At 73.4% G+C, this 18,507-nt stretch carries 19 protein-coding genes, 1 tRNA gene and 2 pseudogenes; 10 read left to right on the forward strand and 12 right to left on the reverse strand.

The window, feature by feature from the left end; genetic code table 11:
• Positions 1-18 precede the first annotated feature (18 nt).
• From ACQEVM_RS11900 to ACQEVM_RS11915, 4 genes are read left to right on the forward strand one after another with little or no spacing between them, the layout of a single operon-like run.
• Positions 19-774 carry a (Fe-S)-binding protein gene (locus ACQEVM_RS11900; protein WP_433077710.1) on the forward strand — a complete coding sequence of 252 codons (756 nt, stop codon included), beginning with the start codon at positions 19-21 and terminating at the stop codon, positions 772-774.
• Complete coding sequence (locus ACQEVM_RS11905) at positions 771-2,252, forward strand: lactate utilization protein B (RefSeq protein ID WP_433077712.1); 1,482 nt, start codon at positions 771-773, stop codon at positions 2,250-2,252. Before ACQEVM_RS11900 ends, ACQEVM_RS11905 begins: the two co-directional genes overlap by 4 nt.
• Positions 2,249-2,881, forward strand: a complete 633-nt coding sequence (locus tag ACQEVM_RS11910) for a LutC/YkgG family protein (RefSeq protein WP_433077714.1) — start codon at positions 2,249-2,251, stop codon at positions 2,879-2,881. The genes ACQEVM_RS11905 and ACQEVM_RS11910 overlap by 4 nt, the downstream gene beginning before the upstream one ends.
• A gap of 5 nt (positions 2,882-2,886) precedes the next feature.
• Complete coding sequence (locus ACQEVM_RS11915; RefSeq protein ID WP_433077716.1) at positions 2,887-3,276, forward strand: VOC family protein; 390 nt, start codon at positions 2,887-2,889, stop codon at positions 3,274-3,276.
• Between the two features lie 18 nt (positions 3,277-3,294).
• Here the strand turns inward: ACQEVM_RS11915 and ACQEVM_RS11920 are convergent, their stop codons facing one another.
• Positions 3,295-3,783 (reverse strand): DUF309 domain-containing protein, encoded by a 489-nt coding sequence (locus ACQEVM_RS11920; protein ID WP_433077718.1) that lies wholly within the window; start codon positions 3,781-3,783, stop codon positions 3,295-3,297.
• A 115-nt stretch (positions 3,784-3,898) separates the two neighbouring features.
• On the opposite strand from ACQEVM_RS11920, the gene ACQEVM_RS11925 reads away from it, so the two are divergent.
• From ACQEVM_RS11925 to ACQEVM_RS11935, 3 genes are all read left to right on the forward strand, one after another.
• Positions 3,899-3,972, forward strand: a tRNA-Pro gene (locus ACQEVM_RS11925).
• Positions 3,973-4,307: 335 nt separating this feature from the next.
• Complete coding sequence (locus ACQEVM_RS11930; RefSeq protein ID WP_433077720.1) at positions 4,308-4,673, forward strand: STAS domain-containing protein; 366 nt, start codon at positions 4,308-4,310, stop codon at positions 4,671-4,673.
• 88 nt (positions 4,674-4,761) lie between these two features.
• Complete coding sequence (locus ACQEVM_RS11935) at positions 4,762-5,205, forward strand: ATP-binding protein (protein ID WP_433077722.1); 444 nt, start codon at positions 4,762-4,764, stop codon at positions 5,203-5,205.
• Here the strand turns inward: ACQEVM_RS11935 and ACQEVM_RS11940 are convergent.
• From ACQEVM_RS11940 to ACQEVM_RS11950, 3 genes are read right to left on the reverse strand one after another with little or no spacing between them, the layout of a single operon-like run.
• Positions 5,189-5,830, reverse strand: a complete 642-nt coding sequence (locus ACQEVM_RS11940; RefSeq protein ID WP_433077724.1) for a hydrolase — start codon at positions 5,828-5,830, stop codon at positions 5,189-5,191. The genes ACQEVM_RS11935 and ACQEVM_RS11940 overlap by 17 nt on opposite strands.
• 29 nt (positions 5,831-5,859) lie before the next feature.
• On the reverse strand, positions 5,860-6,321 hold the full coding sequence (locus ACQEVM_RS11945) for a MarR family winged helix-turn-helix transcriptional regulator (protein ID WP_433077726.1): 462 nt from the start codon (positions 6,319-6,321) through the stop codon (positions 5,860-5,862).
• A 23-nt stretch (positions 6,322-6,344) separates the two neighbouring features.
• Entirely contained in the window at positions 6,345-6,743 is a 399-nt protein-coding gene (locus ACQEVM_RS11950) for a hypothetical protein (protein WP_433077728.1), read from the reverse strand.
• Positions 6,744-6,757: 14 nt separating this feature from the next.
• Between ACQEVM_RS11950 and ACQEVM_RS11955 the strand changes: the two are divergent.
• Positions 6,758-6,859: pseudogene (locus ACQEVM_RS11955) on the forward strand (AraC family transcriptional regulator); the annotation flags it as partial.
• A gap of 54 nt (positions 6,860-6,913) precedes the next feature.
• Here ACQEVM_RS11955 and ACQEVM_RS11960 read toward each other — a convergent pair.
• Complete coding sequence (locus ACQEVM_RS11960; RefSeq protein WP_433077730.1) at positions 6,914-7,567, reverse strand: ATP-binding protein; 654 nt, start codon at positions 7,565-7,567, stop codon at positions 6,914-6,916.
• A 120-nt stretch (positions 7,568-7,687) separates the two neighbouring features.
• On the opposite strand from ACQEVM_RS11960, the pseudogene ACQEVM_RS11965 reads away from it, so the two are divergent.
• A pseudogene (locus ACQEVM_RS11965) lies at positions 7,688-8,749 on the forward strand (enoyl-CoA hydratase/isomerase family protein); the annotation flags it as partial.
• A gap of 102 nt (positions 8,750-8,851) precedes the next feature.
• Here the strand turns inward: ACQEVM_RS11965 and ACQEVM_RS11970 are convergent.
• Together ACQEVM_RS11970 and ACQEVM_RS11975 are read right to left on the reverse strand one after the other, a co-directional pair.
• Complete coding sequence (locus ACQEVM_RS11970; protein ID WP_433077732.1) at positions 8,852-11,125, reverse strand: ATP-binding cassette domain-containing protein; 2,274 nt, start codon at positions 11,123-11,125, stop codon at positions 8,852-8,854.
• A 9-nt stretch (positions 11,126-11,134) separates the two neighbouring features.
• Positions 11,135-11,545: a VOC family protein gene (locus ACQEVM_RS11975; RefSeq protein ID WP_433077734.1), complete on the reverse strand. Its 411-nt coding sequence runs from the start codon at positions 11,543-11,545 to the stop codon at positions 11,135-11,137.
• 94 nt (positions 11,546-11,639) lie between these two features.
• Here ACQEVM_RS11975 and ACQEVM_RS11980 point away from each other — a divergent pair, with 94 nt between their 5' ends.
• On the forward strand, positions 11,640-12,404 hold the full coding sequence (locus ACQEVM_RS11980) for a TetR/AcrR family transcriptional regulator (RefSeq protein WP_433077736.1): 765 nt from the start codon (positions 11,640-11,642) through the stop codon (positions 12,402-12,404).
• Between the two features lie 13 nt (positions 12,405-12,417).
• On the opposite strand, the gene ACQEVM_RS11985 is transcribed toward ACQEVM_RS11980, so the two are convergent.
• The 5 genes from ACQEVM_RS11985 to ACQEVM_RS12005 all read right to left on the reverse strand — a co-directional run bounded on the left by ACQEVM_RS11985 (position 12,418) and on the right by ACQEVM_RS12005 (position 18,502).
• On the reverse strand, positions 12,418-13,341 hold the full coding sequence (locus ACQEVM_RS11985; RefSeq protein ID WP_433077738.1) for an SDR family oxidoreductase: 924 nt from the start codon (positions 13,339-13,341) through the stop codon (positions 12,418-12,420).
• Positions 13,342-13,633: 292 nt separating this feature from the next.
• Positions 13,634-14,587 carry a galactokinase gene (locus ACQEVM_RS11990; RefSeq protein WP_433077740.1) on the reverse strand — a complete coding sequence of 318 codons (954 nt, stop codon included), beginning with the start codon at positions 14,585-14,587 and terminating at the stop codon, positions 13,634-13,636.
• Positions 14,584-16,518 (reverse strand): methyltransferase domain-containing protein, encoded by a 1,935-nt coding sequence (locus tag ACQEVM_RS11995; protein WP_433077742.1) that lies wholly within the window; start codon positions 16,516-16,518, stop codon positions 14,584-14,586. The genes ACQEVM_RS11990 and ACQEVM_RS11995 overlap by 4 nt, the downstream gene beginning before the upstream one ends.
• Positions 16,515-17,681, reverse strand: coding sequence for a glycosyltransferase (locus ACQEVM_RS12000; protein WP_433077744.1), 1,167 nt, complete (start codon positions 17,679-17,681; stop codon positions 16,515-16,517). The genes ACQEVM_RS11995 and ACQEVM_RS12000 overlap by 4 nt, the downstream gene beginning before the upstream one ends.
• Positions 17,678-18,502: an alpha/beta fold hydrolase gene (locus ACQEVM_RS12005; protein WP_433077746.1), complete on the reverse strand. Its 825-nt coding sequence runs from the start codon at positions 18,500-18,502 to the stop codon at positions 17,678-17,680. The genes ACQEVM_RS12000 and ACQEVM_RS12005 overlap by 4 nt, the downstream gene beginning before the upstream one ends.
• Between the last annotated feature and the right edge of the window lie 5 nt (positions 18,503-18,507).

Raw genomic sequence — 18,507 nt, forward strand, 5'->3', positions numbered from 1 at the left:
CCGGCTATTCTGCCCGTCATGCGCGCCGCCCTGTTCGTCACCTGCGTCAACGACGCGCTGTACCCCCGAACCGGCATCGCCGTGGTCCGTCTGCTGGAGCGGCTCGGCGTCCACGTGGACTTCCCCGCCGCCCAGAGCTGCTGCGGACAACCGCAGTACAACACCGGCTACCGGCACGAGAGCGAACCGCTGATGCGGCGCACCGCCGAGGCCTTCGCGGGCCACGCGTACGTGGTCACCCCCTCCGCGTCCTGCGCCGCCATGATCCGCGAGCACTACCCCCGGATCGGCCGCAGAGCACGGGACGAGGGACGCGGTCCGGAACTGGCCCGGCTCGCCGACGCTCTCGCACCCCGCGTGTACGAGCTGACCGAGTTCCTCGTCGACGTCCTCGGGGTGACCGACGTCGGCGCGTACTTCCCGCACACCGTCACCTACCACCCCTCCTGTCACGGCCTGCGGACCCTCGGACTCGGGGACCGCCCCCGGCGGCTGCTGGCCGCCGTCAAGGGCCTCGACCTGGTCGAACTCCCCGGGGCCGAGGAATGCTGCGGCTTCGGCGGCACCTTCGCCGTCAAGAACCCGGACGTCTCCGTCGCGATGGGCGCCGACAAGATCCGCAGCGCCGCCTCCACCGGCGCCGAGGTGCTCTGCGGCGCCGACAACTCCTGCCTCGCCCACCTCGACGGGATGCTCCGTCGCCGCGGCGGCCCGCCGCGCGCCCTGCACCTCGCGGAGATCCTCGCCGCGACCGAGGAGGACCCCCTGCGATGACCGCCATCCCGCTCGGCATGCCCGCCTTCCCCACCGCGGCGCGCGACGGCGTGCACGACGAGGTCCTGCGCGCCAACCTCCGGCACGCCACGCACACCATCCGCGACAAACGGGCCCGCGCCGTGGCGGAGTTGACGGACTGGGACCGACTCCGCGCGGCCGGCAAGGCGGTCAAGGACCACACGCTCCGCCGGCTCGACCGCTACCTGGTGGAGTTGGAGGAGTCCGTCACGGCGGCCGGCGGCACCGTCCACTGGGCCGCCGACGCCGACGAGGCCAACCGGATCGTCACCGCACTGGTACTGGCCACCGGCGAGCGCGAGGTGGTCAAGGTCAAGTCGATGGCCACCCAGGAGATCGGCCTCAACGAGGCCCTGGAAGCCGCCGGGATCGCCGCGTACGAAACCGACCTGGCCGAACTCATCGTGCAACTCGGCCACGACCGGCCCTCGCACATCCTGGTCCCCGCCATCCACCGCAACCGGGCCGAGATCCGGGACATCTTCCGTACCGAGATGGCCCGTTGGGGCAGGCCCGCACCGGACGATCTCGGCGACGACCCGCGCGAACTCGCCGAAGCGGCCCGCCTGCACCTGCGGGAGAAGTTCCTGCGCGCCAAAGTCGCCGTCTCCGGAGCCAACTTCATGGTCGCCGAGACCGGCACCATGGTCGTCCTCGAGTCCGAGGGCAACGGCCGGATGTGCCTGACCCTCCCCGAGACCCTCATCTCGGTCGTGGGCATCGAAAAGGTGGTGCCGACCTTCCGGGACCTGGAGATCTTCCTCCAGACGCTGCCGCGCTCCTCCACGGCCGAGCGGATGAACCCCTACACCACCATGTGGACCGGCACCACCGACGGCGACGGCCCCACCGCCTTCCACCTCGTCCTCCTCGACAACGGCCGCACCGACACCCTCGCCGACACCGTCGGCCGCCAAGCCCTGCGCTGCATCCGCTGCTCCGCCTGCCTGAATGTCTGCCCCGTCTACGAACGCGCCGGCGGTCACGCCTACGGCTCCGTCTACCCCGGCCCGATCGGCGCCATCCTCAGCCCACAACTCCGCGGCACCGCGAGCGAGATCGACGCCTCGCTGCCCTACGCCTCCACCCTGTGCGGCGCCTGCTACGAGGTCTGCCCCGTCGCCATCGACATCCCCGAGGTACTCGTCCACCTCCGCGAACGCGTCGCCCAAGGCGGCCCCGTGACCCGCGAGGGCATCCGCGTACACATCCGTCCCGCTCGCGGCCACACCGCCGAACGCGCCGCCATGCGCGCCGCCCGCCTCCTCCTCGACCGCCCGGGCGCCCTCCGCGCGGGGGAGCGGCTGCTGTCCCGCGCCCGCCGCCTGCGACCGCGTCGACTGCCCGGGCCCGGCCGGGCCTGGACCGACAGCCGCGAGCTGCCACGCCCGCCCGCCGAGTCGTTCCGCGACTGGTGGGCGCGGGAACGCGGCGACCGGGGAGAGGAACACCGATGAGCACCAGGGATCTCATCCTGGGCCGCATCCGACGCGCCGTCGACGGCCCCGACACGGACGTGCCCCGGGACTACCTCCGCCACCACGGCGCCCGCACCCCCGAGCAGAGCGCCGACCTGCTCGCCGCCCACCTCACCGAGTACCGGGCGACGGTCCACCGCGCCGACGAGGACGGCCTGCCGCCGCTCCTGGCGCGACTCCTCGCCCGACGGGGATCCGCCACCGTGCTCGTGCCGCCCGACCTGCCCCCGCACTGGCTCGCCGACGCCGACGTGACCCTCGTCCACGACCTGGCCGCGTCCACCCCCCTCGAACTCGACGGCGTGGACAGCGTCGTGACCGGCTGCGCCCTGGCCGTCGCGGAGACCGGCACCCTCGTCCTCGACGCGGGCCCCGAGCAGGGCCGGCGCCGGATCACCCTGATCCCCGACCACCACGTCTGCGTCGTGCGGATCCCCGACCGACTGGTGGACTCGATCCCGCAGGCCCTGGACCGGCTGGACCCCACCCGTCCGCTGACCTGGATCTCCGGGCCCTCGGCGACCAGCGACATCGAGCTCGACCGGGTGGAGGGCGTACACGGCCCCCGGACCCTGGAGGTCGTCCTGCTCGGCGGGTCCGCACAATAGGACCCATGTCCGCACACATCGCCCTCACCGCCCTCGTCGTCCACGACTACGACGAGGCCGTCGACTTCTACACCCGCGCCCTCGGCTTCACCCTCGTCGAGGACACCGCCCGCCCGGACGGCTCCCGCTGGGTCGTGGTCCGCCCGCGCGGCGCCACCGAAGCGGCCCTGCTGCTCGCCCGCGCCAAGAACGAGACCCAGCGCTCCCGGGTCGGCGACCAGACCGGCGGGCGCGTCGGGTTCTTCCTCCACACCGACGACTTCGCGGGCGACCACGCCCGGATGACCGCCGAGGGGGTCCGCTTCCTGGAGGAACCGCGCCACGAGACGTACGGCTCCGTCGCGGTCTTCGAGGACCTGTACGGCAACCGCTGGGACCTGCTCCAACCCGCGTAGCGGTCGGGCGCGGGATGGTCAGGCCGCCGGTCCGTCCGGGGTCGCGGAGAGCCGGGGCGCCTCGGCCGCCGCGTCCACCACCGCGCCGGCCTCGACGCGGCCGGCCAGCGCCCGCGCCCACCCCGCCAGCCCCGGCAGGTCGATCCCGTACGGGGCGTCCAGTCCGGCCACGACGCCGGCGCCGCGCCGCAACAACCGGGCCCCGCCGGTGGCGTTCCCCCGCGCCGCGTGCGTGAGTCCCACCGCCAACTGGGCGAGCCCCCGCCACAACGCCGCCTCCGCCGGCGGACCCGACTTCCAGGCGTCCTCGAACACCTCGTGCGCGTGGAAGGGCATCCCGGCGTCCAGCAGCCGCTGCGCCTCCGCGACCGTCGCGGCGGGCGTTCGCACCACCCCCTCGGGCTGCCGCTCGACACCCGGCGTGCCGTACGGCAACGGCCGTCCGAGTCCGTCCCGCGGACGCGCGCTCCGCGCCCGCCCCTCGCCATCCCGATCCCGTGCGTTCACCCGGACATCCTCTCTCCCGCCGATCACCGGTGCACGCGTACCCCTCGGCGTGGGGTAATGTTCTGCATGTGCCCGGCACGAGGGGGAAACCCCAGGTGGAAGGCGCAAAGCAGAACGGGACGTGGCGCAGCTTGGTAGCGCACTTGACTGGGGGTCAAGGGGTCGCAGGTTCAAATCCTGTCGTCCCGACTCGAAAGAGTCGTGAAGCAGAGGCCGTATCGGATTCATCCGATACGGCCTCTCTTTCGTTCTCCGCCGGCCGTCCCCGGTCCGCCGCACTCCCTGCGCCTCTCGTTCCGTGCCCGGTCAAGTGCCCTGACGCGGGCGGCCGTTCAGGTGGCACGGGGGGCGTGCCGGTCGTTCGGCGCGGGCGCCGACGGGGCGGTGTCCTCATCCACGTACGGTGTGGTTCCCGACCGGTTGCGGGGATGTGCCCGCCCGGTCCGACAGACTTCATGCCTTGGCGCGTATCCCGGCGGTATCGGGGCAGGCGCATCGGCAGCAGGACGGAAGGATGATGGCGGATGGTGCCGGGAGCGGAGAAAGAGCGGTTCACCGTGGCGGAGCGGACCGCGGACGGCGCCGTGATCCTGGCTCTCACCGGGGAGCTGGACCACGACACGGCCCAGCCCCTGCGGGATGCCCTCGACGCGGCGATCACCCCGGGTGTCCGCCTGCTGGTGGATCTCTCGAAGCTGGAGTTCTGCGACTCCACCGGTCTGAACGTGCTGCTGCACAGCAGGATCACGGCCCAGGAGGCCGAGGGCACCCTGGAGCTGGCGGGTCTGACCGGACCCGTCGCACGGATGTTCCGCATCACCGGCGCGGACGGGGTCTTCCCCGTGCACGCCGATGTGGAACAGGCGCTCGGCGGCCGGCAGCCCGGCTAGGCCGTCGACTCCCGACGGGCCGGACGGCCGACGGTCGCACGGGAACAGAGACACGGACACGAGCACGAACACGAGGAGTCTGAGCGCCATGGAGCAGCGTGGGTCGTCCGACCGGACCTGGCTCCTGGAGCTGGCGGGCGCCCGGAACCCGGTCACGCGCAGCCGGGACTTCACCCGCATGGCGCTCGACACCTGGCGGTGGTCCGAGGAGGCGACCGACGACGTACTGCTCCTGGTGTCCGAGGTCGTTTCGAACGCCTGTTTGCACGGCGGAGGGCCGGGCGTGCTCGTCCTCGACCGCACGCCGGAGCGGCTGCGGATAGAGGTGACCGACGGCAATCCGGCCCCACCGGTCCCGGTGCCGGCGGGCTCGGCGGCACCCGGGCGGCCCGGCGGGCACGGGATGCTCATCGTGGAACGGCTCGCCCGGTCCTGGGGTTCCCGACCGGGCCCGGACGGAAAGTGCGTCTGGCTTGAGGTCGGGCCCGACGGCACGGACGGGCCCGGCGGGCCGGTCAGTCGCGCGGAGTGACGGCGTCCGGGGCCCCGTTCGGCCCGAGGTCGTCCAGGGCCGCGATGACCTCGCCGGTCCCGCTCACCCGGCCGATCCGAGGGAAGATCTTGCCGAAGGTGTGGGCGTGCGCGTCGGGGTCCGTGTCGGCGGTGGCGTCCTCGGCGAAGACCAGCTCGTAACTGTGCTCCCAGGCCGTGCGGGCCGTGGACTCCACGCCGATGCTGGTGGAGATGCCGGCGAGCACGATGCGGCGCACGCCGCGGCGGCGCAGCTGGAGATCGAGTTCGGTGCCGGTGAACGCGCCCCAGTGCCGCTTGGTGACGATCACGCTCCCCAGCGCCGCCAGCTCGGCCGGGATCTCCGAGAAGGAAGCGGGCGGGGCCGAGGCGGGTCCGGGCCGGTCGACCCGGCGAACGGGCAGGTCACCGCCGTCGGGGGACCAGGCGACCCGCACCAGCACCACCGGCAGCCCCCGAGCGCGGAAGGCCTCGGCGAGGGCGATGCCGTTCTTCAGGACCTCGGGGGCGGGCCTGGTCGTGGGCAGGGCCAGGATTCCGTTCTGGAGGTCGATGAGGACCAGCGCCGTGGCGGAATCAAGGGTCAGGTCGGACGCGGGGCGTGCGGGGGACGTGGGCGCGGTCATGGGGTCGCTCTCCTCGGGTCGTCGGGTGTTCAGTCCTCGGCCAACCGCCGCAGCAGCGGTACGACCTCGGCCACCATCCGCTGCTCCGAGGGACTCAGCCGCTCGGCGATCAGCTCGGCGAGCCGGCCGTGGCCCGCCTCGCGGCGCTCGCTCACGAGGGACCGGCCCTCGGGGGTGAGGGAGATCGGCAGCCTGCGCCCGTCGGTGGGGTGCGGGGTGCGGACGACGAGGCCCTCGGCCTCGAGGGCGTTCACGGTGGCGATGACGGACTGGGGGCGGATCTTCTCGGCCCGGGCCAGCTCCGAGGCGGTGTGCGGGCCGAGCCGGTCGAGCCGCTTGAGCACGGACATCTGCGACAGGGTGATCCCGCCACCGGCGGCGGCCCGCATCTGCCGCACCAGCAGGCCGAGCGCGAGTTGCAGTTCCTCCGCCGTGTCGCGGGGCCGAGGGCCTCGGGACGTCGTGGAGGGATCGGAGGGCGCGGAGGGCATGTCGCCACGGTAGGGACATACAGTCAAACTTGCAAGGTGACCTTATGACTTTCCGGTCGGAACGCCCGCGGCACCCGTCGCCGCCGCCCGGTCGCGGCCGGCTCCGGCAGGCGCCGGGCCAGGGCCCACGCCAGGAGCGGCAGCGCGATCAGCGGCAGTAGCGCGGTGCGCAGCGACGAGGCGTCGGCGAGGGCGCCGATCAGCGGGCTCGCCACGCCGCCGATGCTCACCGTCAGGCCCAGGGTGACCCCGCTCGCGGTACCCATGCGGGTCGGCAGGTAGTCCTGGCCCAGGGTGACCTGGAGCGAGAACGGTACGTACAGCGCGGTGGCGGCCAGCGCGGCGCATCCGTACACGAGGGGCAGCGGCAGGAACAGGATCCCCGCCACGACGGGGACGGCGGCGGCGTAGGCCCGGCGCACGGTGGGCACCCGGCCCCAGCGCGCGGCGTGCGCACCGCTGCGGGTGGTCGTGCGCGAGCGCGTTCATCGACGTGTTCCGACGTGCCTTCGGGCACATGCCGGGGACGCACCTGTAGTCCGCCCGCCGGGTCGCCCGCCGGTCGAGTCGGCGGGTCTCGGCGACCGTGTGGTCAGTCGGCGCGGCGGTCGTCGAAGTGGACGGACAGGAAGGGCCAGGCGGAGGCGAAGCCGGCGAGCTGCTCGACGACCAGGTCGCATGCGGCGTCGGTCAAGGCCGCGGAGTCGGTCGTCGCCGCCGGGCCGGTGGGGCGGAAGTGGACGGCCGTGCCCGTGGTGCCGTCGTCCGTGACCGGCGTCAGCGCGGTCGCCGGCACGCCGTACTCGTAGCGTTGGCTCCAGGCGCCGCCCGCACGACGGTTGGTGTGGACGAGCCACTCGCTGAGCGCCGCGACGACGGACATGCCCCGGCGGGGATGCCCGTCGGGCAGCGACTCGGCGTCGGGGTGGTCGAAGAACCGCAGGTCCTTCGTCGCCATGACCGGCTTCCGCACCGCCCGGCCGTGCTCGTCGAAGCGGGTGTCGGTGCCCCGCCCGTCGTCCGCGACGGACACCGACCCGTCCGGGTGAAGCGTCACGGTACAGCGGCCCGCGCCCCCGTACTGCGCCTCGTCCGCCGCGTAGGCGAGGACCTCCAGGACCAGGTGCCGTACCCCGCCGGGAGCGAGGCCCGCCGGGTCCCGGCGGATGAGGGCGAGGTGCTCCGGGTCCACGGATCTCACCCAGTCGTGCGTGGTGTTGCGCCAGGACGCGCTCGAATCATCCATCACGGAAGTATGCCGACCGGGTCGTGGACGTGGGGGCGCCCCCCTCACGGCGGCGTCCGGGGTGACCGACACCACCGCGATGCTCCTCCGCCGGGCGGACCACACTCCATACTGACCGGTATGAAGAGCGAAGGCGCCACAGACGAGACGGTCCTGATCGAGATCGACGGCCACACCGGGATGATCACCCTCAACCGGCCCGCGGCCCTCAACGCGCTCACCCACCCCATGGTGCTGAGGATCACCGAGGCGCTGACGGACTGGGAGCGGGATCCCGGTGTGACCCAGGTCCTCCTGCGTGGCGCCGGCGAGCGGGGGCTGTGCGCGGGTGGTGACATCCGGGCCATCCACGACGATGCCAAGGCCGGCGGCGGGGCCTCGGCGGACTTCTGGCGGGACGAGTACCGGCTGAACGCGCTCATCGCCCGCTATCCCAAGCCGTACGTGGCGTTGATGGACGGCATCGTGATGGGTGGCGGGGTCGGCATCTCGGCCCACGGCAACGTCCGCATCGTCACCGAACGCTCCCGCGTGGCGATGCCCGAGACCGGCATCGGCTTCGTCCCGGACGTCGGCGGCACCTACCTCCTGGGGCGAGCCCCGGGAGAGTTGGGCCTCCACCTGGCCCTGACCGGAACGGCCGTCGGGGCCGCCGACGCGCTGCTGTGCGGGCTCGCCGGTCACTTCGTCCCCGCCGGGCGACTACCGGATCTGACCGCCGAACTCCTCCTCGCCCCGGTCCACGAGGTGCTGCCGCACCACGTCGGCACGCCCGGACACGCCGAACTGGCGGAGCGCCGGCGGTGGATCGACTCCTGCTACGCCGCCGACACCGTCGAGGAGATCGTCGAACGGCTCCTCGCGAGCGGCGAACCCGAGGCCAAGGACGCGGCCGAGACCATCCTGGCCAAGTCACCCACCGCCCTCAAGGTCACCCTGGCCGCCGTACGTCGGGCACGCGAACTCGGGCCCCTCGAATGGGTGTTGGAGCAGGAGTACCGGGTCTCCTGCAACGCCTTGACGTCGCCCGACCTGGTGGAGGGCGTCCGGGCCCAGGTGATCGACAAGGACCGCAGGCCCCGTTGGTCGCCCGCCACCCTCGAAGCGGTCACCGAGGAGGACGTGGCCCGCTTCTTCGCCCCTCGGAGGGGACCACGAGCCGATCTTCCCGGAGGCGCGGGACGAGATCGTCGCCGGCTGAGCGTCACCGCCCGGCGCGTCATCGCCCGGGGAGTGCCGGGCCGCCCCCCGCGTGCGGCGGCGGCCCGACATCCCGTCCCGCCGTCAGGAGCCGATGTACTCCCGCAGGTGACGTGCCGTCAATGTGTCGGCATCAGAGACCAGTTGGGCGGGAGTGCCCTCGAAGACCACGCTGCCGCCCGCGTGGCCGCCGCCCGGACCGATGTCGATGAGCCAGTCCGCGTGGGCCATCACCGCCTGATGGTGCTCGATGACGATGACCGAGTTGCCGTCGTCCACGAGGCGGTCCAGCAGGGCGAGGAGCTTGTCGACGTCGGCCATGTGCAGGCCGGTCGTCGGCTCGTCCAGGATGTACGTCGAGGACTTCTCCGCCATGTTGATGGCGAGCTTGAGCCGCTGGCGCTCGCCTCCCGACAGGGTGTTCAGCGGCTGCCCGAGCCGCAGGTAGCCCAGCCCCACGTCCGCGAGCCGGCCCAGGATCGCCCCGGCCTGGCCGGTGGTGAAGAACGCGTGCGCCTCCGTCACCGGCATGTCGAGCACCTCGCTGATGTTCTTGCCGCGCAGCCGGTACGTGAGCACCTCGGGCGTGAAGCGCCTGCCCTCGCACTGTTCGCAGACCGAGGCCACCCCGGCCATCATCGCCAGGTCGGTGTAGACGAGACCGAGACCGGTGCACTTGGGGCAGGCACCCTCGGAGTTGGCGCTGAACAGCGCCGCCTTGACCCCGTTCGCCTTGGCGAAGGCGGTGCGGATCGGGTTGAGCAGGCCCGTGTACGTGGCCGGGTTGGAGCGGCGCGAGCCCCGGATCGGGGACTGGTCGGCGACCACCACCCCGTCCCGTCCGGAGAGGTGGCCGTGGATCAGGGAACTCTTGCCGGAGCCCGCGACACCGGTCACCACCGTCAGGACGCCCAGGGGGACGTCCACACTGACGTCCTTGAGGTTGTGCAGGCGGGCGTCCTTGACGGACAGGTGTCCGCGCGGGGTGCGCACGGGTTCGCGCAGGGCGGCCCGGTGTTCGAGGTGCCGGCCGGTGAGGGTGTCGGAGGCGCGCAGTCCGGCCACGTCCCCGCTGTAGCAGAGCCGCCCGCCGGCGGTGCCCGCCCCCGGGCCGAGGTCCACGACGTGGTCGGCGATGGCGATGACCTCCGGCTTGTGCTCCACGACCAGGACGGTGTTGCCCTTGTCGCGCAGCCGCAGGAGCAGGTCGTTCATGCGTCGGATGTCGTGCGGGTGCAGGCCGGTGGTCGGCTCGTCGAAGACGTAGGTGATGTCCGTCAGTGAGGATCCGAGGTGGCGGACCATCTTGACGCGTTGGGCCTCGCCGCCCGACAGGGTGCCGGAGGGTCGGTCCAGGCTCAGGTAGCCGAGGCCGATCTCGACGAGGGAGTCCAGCAGGTCCCGCAGGTTGGCGATCATGGGGGCGACGGCCGGATCGTCGACCCGGCGGACGAACGCGGCCAGATCGCTGATCTGCATGGCCGAGCAGTCCGCGATGTTCGCCCCGTCGATACGCGAGGACAGTGCGGCGGCGGAGAGCCGGGTGCCCCCGCAGTCGGGGCAGTCGGCGAAGACCACGGCCCGGTCCACGAAGGCCCGGATGTGGGACTGCATGGCCTCGCGGTCCTTGGCGAGGTAGGTGCGCTGGATCTTGGTGATCAGGCCCTCGTAGGTGACGTTGTTGGAGCCGACCTTCACCTTCACCGACGGTTTGTGCAGGAAGTCGGCCCACTCCCGTTCGGTGAAGTCCTTGAGCTTGGTGTCGGGGGAGTAGAGGCCGCAGTTCGCCATGACCTGCCAGTACCACGAGTCCACGGCGAAGCCGGGGACGGTGATCGCGCCCTCGTTGAGGGAGAGTTCGCGGTCGACGAGCTGGTCGACCGCGATGTCGGAGACCTGGCCGATGCCCTCGCAGCGGGCGCACATGCCGTCGGGGGTGTTGAAGCTGAAGGCGGCGGACGTCCCGATGTGCGGGACGCCGAGCCGGGAGAAGACGATCCGCAGCATCGTGTAGGCGTCGGTGGCGGTGCCCACGGTGGAGCGGGAGTTGGCTCCCATCCGCTCCTGGTCGACCACGATCGCGGCGCTGAGGTTGTGCAGTCCGTCCACGTCGGGGCGGCCCAGGCTCGGCATGAACGACTGGATGAAGGCGGTGTACGTTTCGTTGATCATGCGCTGGGACTCGGCGGCTATGGTGCCGAAGACCAGGGAGGACTTGCCGGAGCCGGAGACCCCGGTGAAGACGGTGAGGCGGCGCTTGGGGATGTCGAGGGAGACGTCCGCGAGGTTGTTCTCCCGCGCGCCCCGGACCTGGATGACCTGGTGGGCGTCGGCGGCCGCGATGGGCTGAGAGGTCACGAGGGCTCCCTACTGGTGGTCGTCGGCCGGCTCGTCGGCGCCGGGGACGGTGACCCGGTCGACGAGTTCGATGATCACGCCGTTCGGGTCGGTGACCTGGAACAGTCGTTCGCCCCAGGGCTCTTCGCGCGGCGCCATGGTGATGGGGACGCCCGCCGCGCGCAGTCGTTCGTGCTCGCCCGGCAGATCGGTGACGGTGAACACCAGGATCAGGCCGGCCGCGTGCTGGTCCCGGAAGCCCTCGGGGAGGAGTTCGAGTCCCCGGCGCAGGAAGATCACCTGGGGGCCGTCCGGGTGGGAGAGTGAGATGAAGCCGTCGGCGGACATGGCCTCCTGGAAGCCGAAATGGCTGGTCAGGAAGGTTGCGGAGGCGTGGACGTCGTCGACGTTGAGGGATGTGGCGGAATTGGCGATCTGCACGGAACTCCTCGCGGCTCGGTGGCTCTGCTCAACATTGTACATAGTATTCTGTACGGCGTAGAAGAATTCTGACGAGGGCTGGAAGGAGCCGGGCATGGCGAAGGACCGGAGCGGTGCGGGCGACCCCGTCCGCACCCTGGAACTGCTGTGGAGGGAGCCCGGGCAGGGGGCGCCGAGCGGACGGCGCGGCCCCCGCCAGGGGCTCACCGTGGACGCCGTCATCGAGGCCGCGCTCGCGCTCGCGGACGAGGAGGGCCTGGCGGCCCTCACCATGCGGGCCCTGGCCGGCCGGCTGGGAGTGACCCCGATGACCCTCTACACGTACGTACCGGGCAAGGCGGAACTGCTCGACCTGATGCTCGACGAGGCGTACCGGCGCATGGCGCGCCGTGACACGCGCCCCGACGACTCCTGGCGGGCCCGGGTCGAACGGGTGGCCGACGACAACCGGGACCTGTTCCTGCGCCACCCGTGGATCGCCGACCTCCCGGTCACCCGGCCCCCGCTGGGCCCCGGAGTGATCGGCAAGTACGAGCAGGAACTGGCGGCGTTCGACGGCATCGGCCTGACCGACGTCGAGATGGACGCCGCCCTCACCCACCTGCTGGGCTTCGTCCACGCCAACGCCCTGGCCGCCGCCGACGCCGCGGCCCACAACGAACGGCAGAGCGACGACGAGTGGTGGGCCGTCAGTGCCCCGCTGTTGGAGCGGGCCATGGACGCCGAGCGCTACCCGCTCGCGGGCCGCGTCGGCAGCGCCGTCGGCGGCTACCGACCCGAGGGCGTGTGGGACTTCGGGCTGCGCTGCGTCCTCGACGGGCTCGCCCGTCGGGTGGAGGGGCGGCGGGACCCGGAGTGAGGCGGGCCGGCGCTCAGCGGTAGCCGGTGGTGTCCGCCGGGCGGTCCGGGTCCTGCACCTCGACCATGTACCGCCAGGCGTCCGGCCGGCTGCCGTCCAGGTCCGTGAAACCGTAATCCCGGGCCAGTTGCCCGCTGGAGAGGGACTGCCCGTTCCAGCGCGACACCTCGGGGTCGGCGGCGAGCGCGGCGACCGCGCGGCCGACGTAGGCGGGGGTCTCGGAGATCCCGAAGTGCGGGACCCTCTCCAGCGCGTCCCGCCAGTTAGCCTCGGTCACGCCGAAGTGCTCCAGCATCATCTCCGACCGCAGCCAACCCGGGGTCAACGCCACCGCCGTCGCGCCGCGCGGCCCCAGCTCGTGGCCGAGGGCGAACGCCATCCGCAACACGGCCGACTTCGCGATGTCGTAGAAGAACGACACCCGATAGCGACTCGCGTTGTACTCGGCCGTCCCGTCCGTCATCTCCACCACCAGACCGCCCGGAGCCCGCAGCAGCAGTGGCAGCGCGTGATGGCTGGTGATGGCGTGGGTGTCCACCGCGAGGCGCATCAGGCGCAGCCCCTTGTCGAGGTCGTGCTCCCAGACCGTGCTCTCCCACTCGAAGAGCAGCTCGCCACCCCAGATGTCGTTGACCAGGACGTCCAACCGGCCCTGCTCGGAGTCGATCCGCCGGACCAGCGCCTCGACCTCCTCGGACACCAGATGGTCCGCCACCACCGCGATCCCGTGACCGCCGGCGGACGTCACGAGCGCGGCCGTCTCCTCGATCGTCTCCGGCCGGTCGTACTCCGACCGCTTGCCGGTCGTGCTGCGCCCCGACACGTACACGGTCGCGCCCCGCGCTCCCAGTTGCACCGCGATGCCCCGGCCGGCGCCCCGTGTTCCACCCGCCACCAGTGCGACCTTGCCCCGGAGGGTCTGCTCTGCGTCCGCCATGCACCGAGCCTACGACGCCGTGTGGAGCGGGGCGCGCCGTTCGGCGGACGTGGTGGCGGGCCGGGGCGCTTGCCCGGTGAGGGCATCAGAACCAGCGGAGGGCGAGGGTGAAGGTTGACGTGGATGGTGGCTCCGGTGGAGTCGGTGGCGGTGGCGGTCACGGTGTGGGTCCCGGTGGCCCTGGGCTTTCCGGTGATGCGGCCGGTGGTGGACCTTCGGGTCCGCTGCCACGCGGTGAGGGGCACGGACGTCTCCCCTCGATGCGGCGGGACGCCGGCAGGGGTGCCGGTCGTCACTGCTCGCGCCGGGCCGCTCCGGCCACGGCGATGTTCAGGAACCGGGGCGCCGGGCGCGCCCGATCGCGGAACTCCCGGGCCACGGCGGCCCGGACGTCCGTGTTGCGTTCCTCGGGCAGCAGCATCAGCACGCTCCGTCCCGGAAGCCTCCCGGGCGACCAGGCCCGCAACGCCCCGGCCTCGCGGGCCCGGGCCACGGCCCGTGCCGACCCCGTCGCCCATTCGTCCGGGTCGCCGCGCACGACCAGGAGCACCAGCCGCGCGCCCCGGGCCGCCGGGTCGAAGGGCGCGTACCGGTGGGCGTCGGCGCCCCCCGGCAGCAGGGCCTGCCCGGGGCGGGTGAACAGGGCCGCGCGGCGCAGGGCCGGGTCCCCGTCCGGCAGCGCCTCGGCCAGCAGCCCGGCCAGCTCCGCCCGGTCCGGATCCACGCCCGGCGGCGTGTGCGCGTCGGCCACCGCGAGCGCCACCGCGCAGTCCGCCGGCTCCGCCGTGTCCAGCCCGGAGGCCTCCGTCAGCGAGCCCTGGACATGCAGGTCGGAGCCGCCGCGCCCGTATCCGGCGCGGGCCAGTGCCCGCAGTACCTCGTAGGGCCGGACCGCCCAGGCGGGCGGGGCCGGCGCGGGCCCCGACGGTGTGAGCGGCAGATCGCACCCGTCGGCCGGGTGGGCGAGCGAGCTGAGCCGCACCAGCCCGTCGTCGCGCGGCGCGGCGGCCGCCGCGACCGGCCAGCCGGCGCCCGCGACCGACCCGGGACCGGGGTGCGGGCCGCCCGCGGAGCCCGCCGGCCACACGTCGCGATCCAGGTGGAAGGCGTACGGGGCGCTCCAGACGGCGGTCGGCCGCAGACCGTGCGCCGCCTCCAGCGCGTACGCCACCAACCGGAACAGGGGGTCGGCGGTGGCCCGGCGAGCCAGGTCCGGCCCGACCGTGCCCACCTCGCCCGCCGTCACCGCTCGTCCCGGCGGGCCGGCTTCGGGTACGCGGTGTCGCCGTCCGCGCGGGTCGGCTTCGGGTCCGGGTCGCCGCCGCCCTTGCGGGCCAGCATCCGGTACGCGTTGCCGCCGTCCGTGCGGCGGGCCGCGACCGTGCGGATCGCGTCGAGCACCACCGCGCCCGCGAGGCACGGCAGCGCGGCCGCGCGGACCGCGCGGGCCACGGCCCGCCGCCCGGGTCCCGCCGGAGGCGCCCACGGGCGGTCCGGGTCGGGCGCCAGCCGGGTCGTGGTCAGGGCCACCGCGCCGACGAAGTCGTTGCCCTGGTGGGCCGGACCGTGTTCCTCGGCCAGGACCGTGAAGCCGCGGCCGATCAGCGCCTCCCGCAGGTTCCCGGCCGGGATCAGGTGCTGGTGCTGGGGCTGGAACCAGGGCAGCCAGGCCGACCCCAAGAGGCGGGCCATCCGCGACCGCGGATCGGGGAGTTCGATCGCGAGGAATCCGCCGGGCGCCAGCACGGCGGCCGCGGCGTCCAGCTCCGCGAGCGGATCCCGGGTGTGCTCCAGGTAGTGGTACATGCTCAGCACCTCGTACTGGCCGGCGAGCTTCGCGGCGAACTCGGGGAACTGGCCCTGGAACCCGGAATCCACCCAGCCGCGCCGCTCCGCGTCCCGGACCCCGTCGCCCATGTCCAGCCCGTCGAAGCGGGTGTGCGGCCACACGGCCCGCGCCGCGTTGCAGAAATGCCCGTGCCCGGTGCCCACGTCCAACCAGGACGCCGGCTCGCCGTACGGTTCGAGCATCCCGGCGCGCTTGCGGTACGAGTCGCCGAGCCGGCCGAACACGGAACCCGCGTTCTCGCCCCCGCGACCGTCGTAGAAGTCCCGGTAGTAGAACTCCAGCCCCTCCGGGGTCAGTCGGGGGTTCTGGAAGACGTGCCCGCAGTCCCCGCACTCCTCCAGGATGAAGCGACCCGGTTTGCCCTGGAGCAGGTCCGGTACCCGCACCCGCACCGCGAGCCGCCCGGAGCCGCACCACGGACAGTCCGGCCGGCGCGCTTCGAGGAACCGGTCGGTGCCCGCGGCCAGTTCGGCCCGGTAGACGACGGCCCGTTCCTTGTCGGCGGCCGGCGGGGACGTCCCGGCGAGGTCGGCGGCCGTGCGCAGGGCCGCGCCGAGCGCGTGCGCCGGTCGGACGGCGCCGGCGACGGCGAGGTCGGCGGGACGCAGGGGCGTGCCCGGGCCGGTGAGGACCAGGTACGGCTGGAGCCAGTACAGCCCGGCAGCGGCGGCGCCCCACCGGCCCTGCCGTGCGGCGACGGCCGCGAGCAGGGCCAGCCCGGCGAGCTGCGCCGCGACGACCGTCCCCGCCGGCAGGCCCTGCGCCCGCAGCTCGGCGGCCCGTACCGCACCCGTCGGCTCCGGCCGGCGGCCCGCGCGGAGCGCCGGTGCGACGGCCAGGCCGGTCGCGGCGGGCGCGTACTCCTTCAAGCGACGCACCAGGGCGAGGAGTTCCGTCGGCTCCGGGGGCGCGCCGGCCGGCTCCACCCCGGCCCGGGTCAGCACCTCCTCCGCGACCAGCACGGCGAACCCGGCCCCGCGGCCCTCGGCCAGCCGGTCGGCCCGGTACCGGGCCGGATCGGCCAGCCGCAGCAGCCCGAGGGCGCGCTCGACGGCCAGATCGCCGGGCAGCAGGTCGAGCACCCGCAGGCCCTCCCGGTCGGCGTGCGCGCATGCCGGCAGGAAGGTCGCCGGATCGGGCTCGACCCCCCGCGCCGTCAGCAGGTGCCATCCGGCTGTGCGCGGCGCTCCGGTCGACGCGGCCGGCGGGATCGTGGGCAGCACCGGGATGGCACGCAGCCTGCGGTGGGAGCGGACCGTGCCCGCGCCGAGAGCGACCAGGACGGCGGCGGAGGTCCACCGGATCCGGCGTGAAGGGCGTGGTGTCATGACAACTTCTCCAACCGGTCGGCCGCGGCGGCGGCCCCGCCGGCCGCGGCGAAAGAGGCCTGGATGCGGCGGGCGGCCCGGCGGGGGCCGGGATCGTCCAGCACGGCCGTGAGCGCGTCGCGCAGTTCCTCGGGCCCCGTCCGACTGAACCGCACCCGGACGCCGGCGCCCGCCTCGACGACCTGACGGGCCACGATCGGCTGGTCGTCCCGGATGGGCGCGACCACCAGCGGCAGCCCGTGCGCGAGTGCCTCGCAGACGGTGTTGTGACCGCCGTGGCCGACCACCGCGTCCAGGTGCGGCAGCAGCTCCAGTTGTGGAACGCCGTCCTGGACCAGCACATTCGCCGGCGTTCGGCCCCCGAGCGCGGAAGCGGGCGCGGACACCACCAACTGGACTTCGTCGTGCAGGAGTTCGGCGGCTCCGAGCATCGAGCGGTAGAATCGGATCCCGGCCTCCTGGTTGAGCGTGCCCAACGACACCAGGACCCGCCGGCGCGCCGGGTCCAGTCGCCGCCAGGGGAAGTCGGGCGCCACCGGCCGGGCCCCGAAGGCCGGCCCCACATAGGCGTGGTGCGGAGGAACCTCGACGCCGGTGCCCACCAACTCGGGTGTGGAGAACACCCACACCAGCCGATCGGAGAACCGCGGATCCCAGCCGCCGTCGTCCGAGCCGTACTCGCTCAGCAGCGCGCCGATCCGCTCCGACACCCAGTCGCCGACCTTCGGGAAATCGGCGAAGGGCCGGGTGAGTTCGGCGGAGGTGCTGGCCGACGTCACCCAGGGAATCCCGAGCCGACGTGCCACGAGCGGTCCGGCCAGGGTCTGTTGGTCGGCGACCAGTACATCCGGAGCGAACTCCGCGGCCGCTGCGCTCACCCCCGGTTCCATCGCCCGGGCCAGCGGTATCAGCGCCTCCTGCCACAGGAAGCGCAGCGCGGCCACCCCGCGCAGGTCGCGCCACCGCTCGTGCAGCCCGGCGTAGCCGCCCGCGAGGTGCTCGCCGGCGGGGAGGATCCGTGCGTGCGGGGGGAGCAGCCGGGCGAGTTCCGCGGGCGGCCCCGTCCAGGCGACCTCGTGTCCCCGCGAGGCGAGTTCCGCCCCGACGGCCGCGGTCGGATTGACGTGTCCCGCGAGCGGCGGAACCACGAAGAGTACTTTCATCGGATCAGAGCTCCCGTCCGCGCCCGCGACGCGGCCGTCGTCCGGAGGTGGGCGAGCACGGTCTCCCGCAGGACACCACTGCTCTCCTTGAGTACGTCGTGCCCCAGGCCCGGCAGCACCGTCAGCGTCGCCCGAGGGGCGTGTCGGGCCAAGGTCCGGCCGCCCGGCAGCAGTTCCGAGTGCTCCCCGCACAGCGTCGAGGTCGGGCAGGCCAACCGGGCGTAGTCGGTCGGGGTGAAGACGCGACTGGCCGCGATGTCGTCGATCAGGCTGGTCCGGTTGAGCAGGTCGTCCGCGATCGAGGTGAGGTTCGCGGCCTTGCGCAACCGAAGGGTGAGCAGCTCGGCCGGCACCGGGCTGTCCTCCAGGCTCAACGCGGCGGCCGACAGGGTGTCCACCATGTTCTCCACCCAGGCCCCGGCGAGCGGAGGTTCGAGCAGGGTCAGCCCGACGACCAGGTCGGGGCGGGCCAGCGCGGCGTGCACGGCGAGGGTCGCGCCGTAACTGTTGCCGACGAGGTGCGTCGGCCGGTTCCCGAGGCCCAGGACGTCGAGCAGGGCCACGAGATCGCGTACGGCCGTGTCGCTGTCATAACCGGTCGCCGGCCGCTCCGAGCGGCCGTGCCCGCGCAGGTCGTACAGCACGGTCTCGAACCCGGACCGGGCCACCGGGACGGCCAGCGGGCAGTAGAAGGAGGACAGGTTGTCGACGACGAGACCGTGCAGGAAGACCACCACCGGTCGGCGGTCGGCTCCGGCGCCGGCGTCGGCCGGGAGCCGCTGGACGTGGAAGCGCAGGCCGTTCGCGCGCACGAAGGACACGGCGG

The organism is Streptomyces sp. CA-243310 (assembly GCF_050936775.1).
Lineage (GTDB): Bacteria > Actinomycetota > Actinomycetes > Streptomycetales > Streptomycetaceae > Streptomyces.

Excerpts from the sequence above, each read along its gene's own strand:
- ACQEVM_RS12000 (WP_433077744.1), bottom strand. The coding sequence starts at position 17,681 with ATGAAAGTACTCTTCGTGGTTCCGCCGCTCGCGGGACACGTCAATCCG.
- ACQEVM_RS11915 (WP_433077716.1), top strand. The coding sequence starts at position 2,887 with ATGTCCGCACACATCGCCCTCACCGCCCTCGTCGTCCACGACTACGAC.
- ACQEVM_RS11930 (WP_433077720.1), top strand. The coding sequence starts at position 4,308 with ATGGTGCCGGGAGCGGAGAAAGAGCGGTTCACCGTGGCGGAGCGGACC.
- ACQEVM_RS11945 (WP_433077726.1), bottom strand. The coding sequence starts at position 6,321 with ATGCCCTCCGCGCCCTCCGATCCCTCCACGACGTCCCGAGGCCCTCGG.
- ACQEVM_RS11980 (WP_433077736.1), top strand. The coding sequence starts at position 11,640 with ATGGCGAAGGACCGGAGCGGTGCGGGCGACCCCGTCCGCACCCTGGAA.
- ACQEVM_RS11940 (WP_433077724.1), bottom strand. The coding sequence starts at position 5,830 with ATGACCGCGCCCACGTCCCCCGCACGCCCCGCGTCCGACCTGACCCTT.
- ACQEVM_RS11910 (WP_433077714.1), top strand. The coding sequence starts at position 2,249 with ATGAGCACCAGGGATCTCATCCTGGGCCGCATCCGACGCGCCGTCGAC.
- ACQEVM_RS11900 (WP_433077710.1), top strand. The coding sequence starts at position 19 with ATGCGCGCCGCCCTGTTCGTCACCTGCGTCAACGACGCGCTGTACCCC.
- ACQEVM_RS11985 (WP_433077738.1), bottom strand. The coding sequence starts at position 13,341 with ATGGCGGACGCAGAGCAGACCCTCCGGGGCAAGGTCGCACTGGTGGCG.
- ACQEVM_RS11935 (WP_433077722.1), top strand. The coding sequence starts at position 4,762 with ATGGAGCAGCGTGGGTCGTCCGACCGGACCTGGCTCCTGGAGCTGGCG.
- ACQEVM_RS11960 (WP_433077730.1), bottom strand. The coding sequence starts at position 7,567 with ATGGATGATTCGAGCGCGTCCTGGCGCAACACCACGCACGACTGGGTG.
- ACQEVM_RS11995 (WP_433077742.1), bottom strand. The coding sequence starts at position 16,518 with ATGACACCACGCCCTTCACGCCGGATCCGGTGGACCTCCGCCGCCGTC.
- ACQEVM_RS11905 (WP_433077712.1), top strand. The coding sequence starts at position 771 with ATGACCGCCATCCCGCTCGGCATGCCCGCCTTCCCCACCGCGGCGCGC.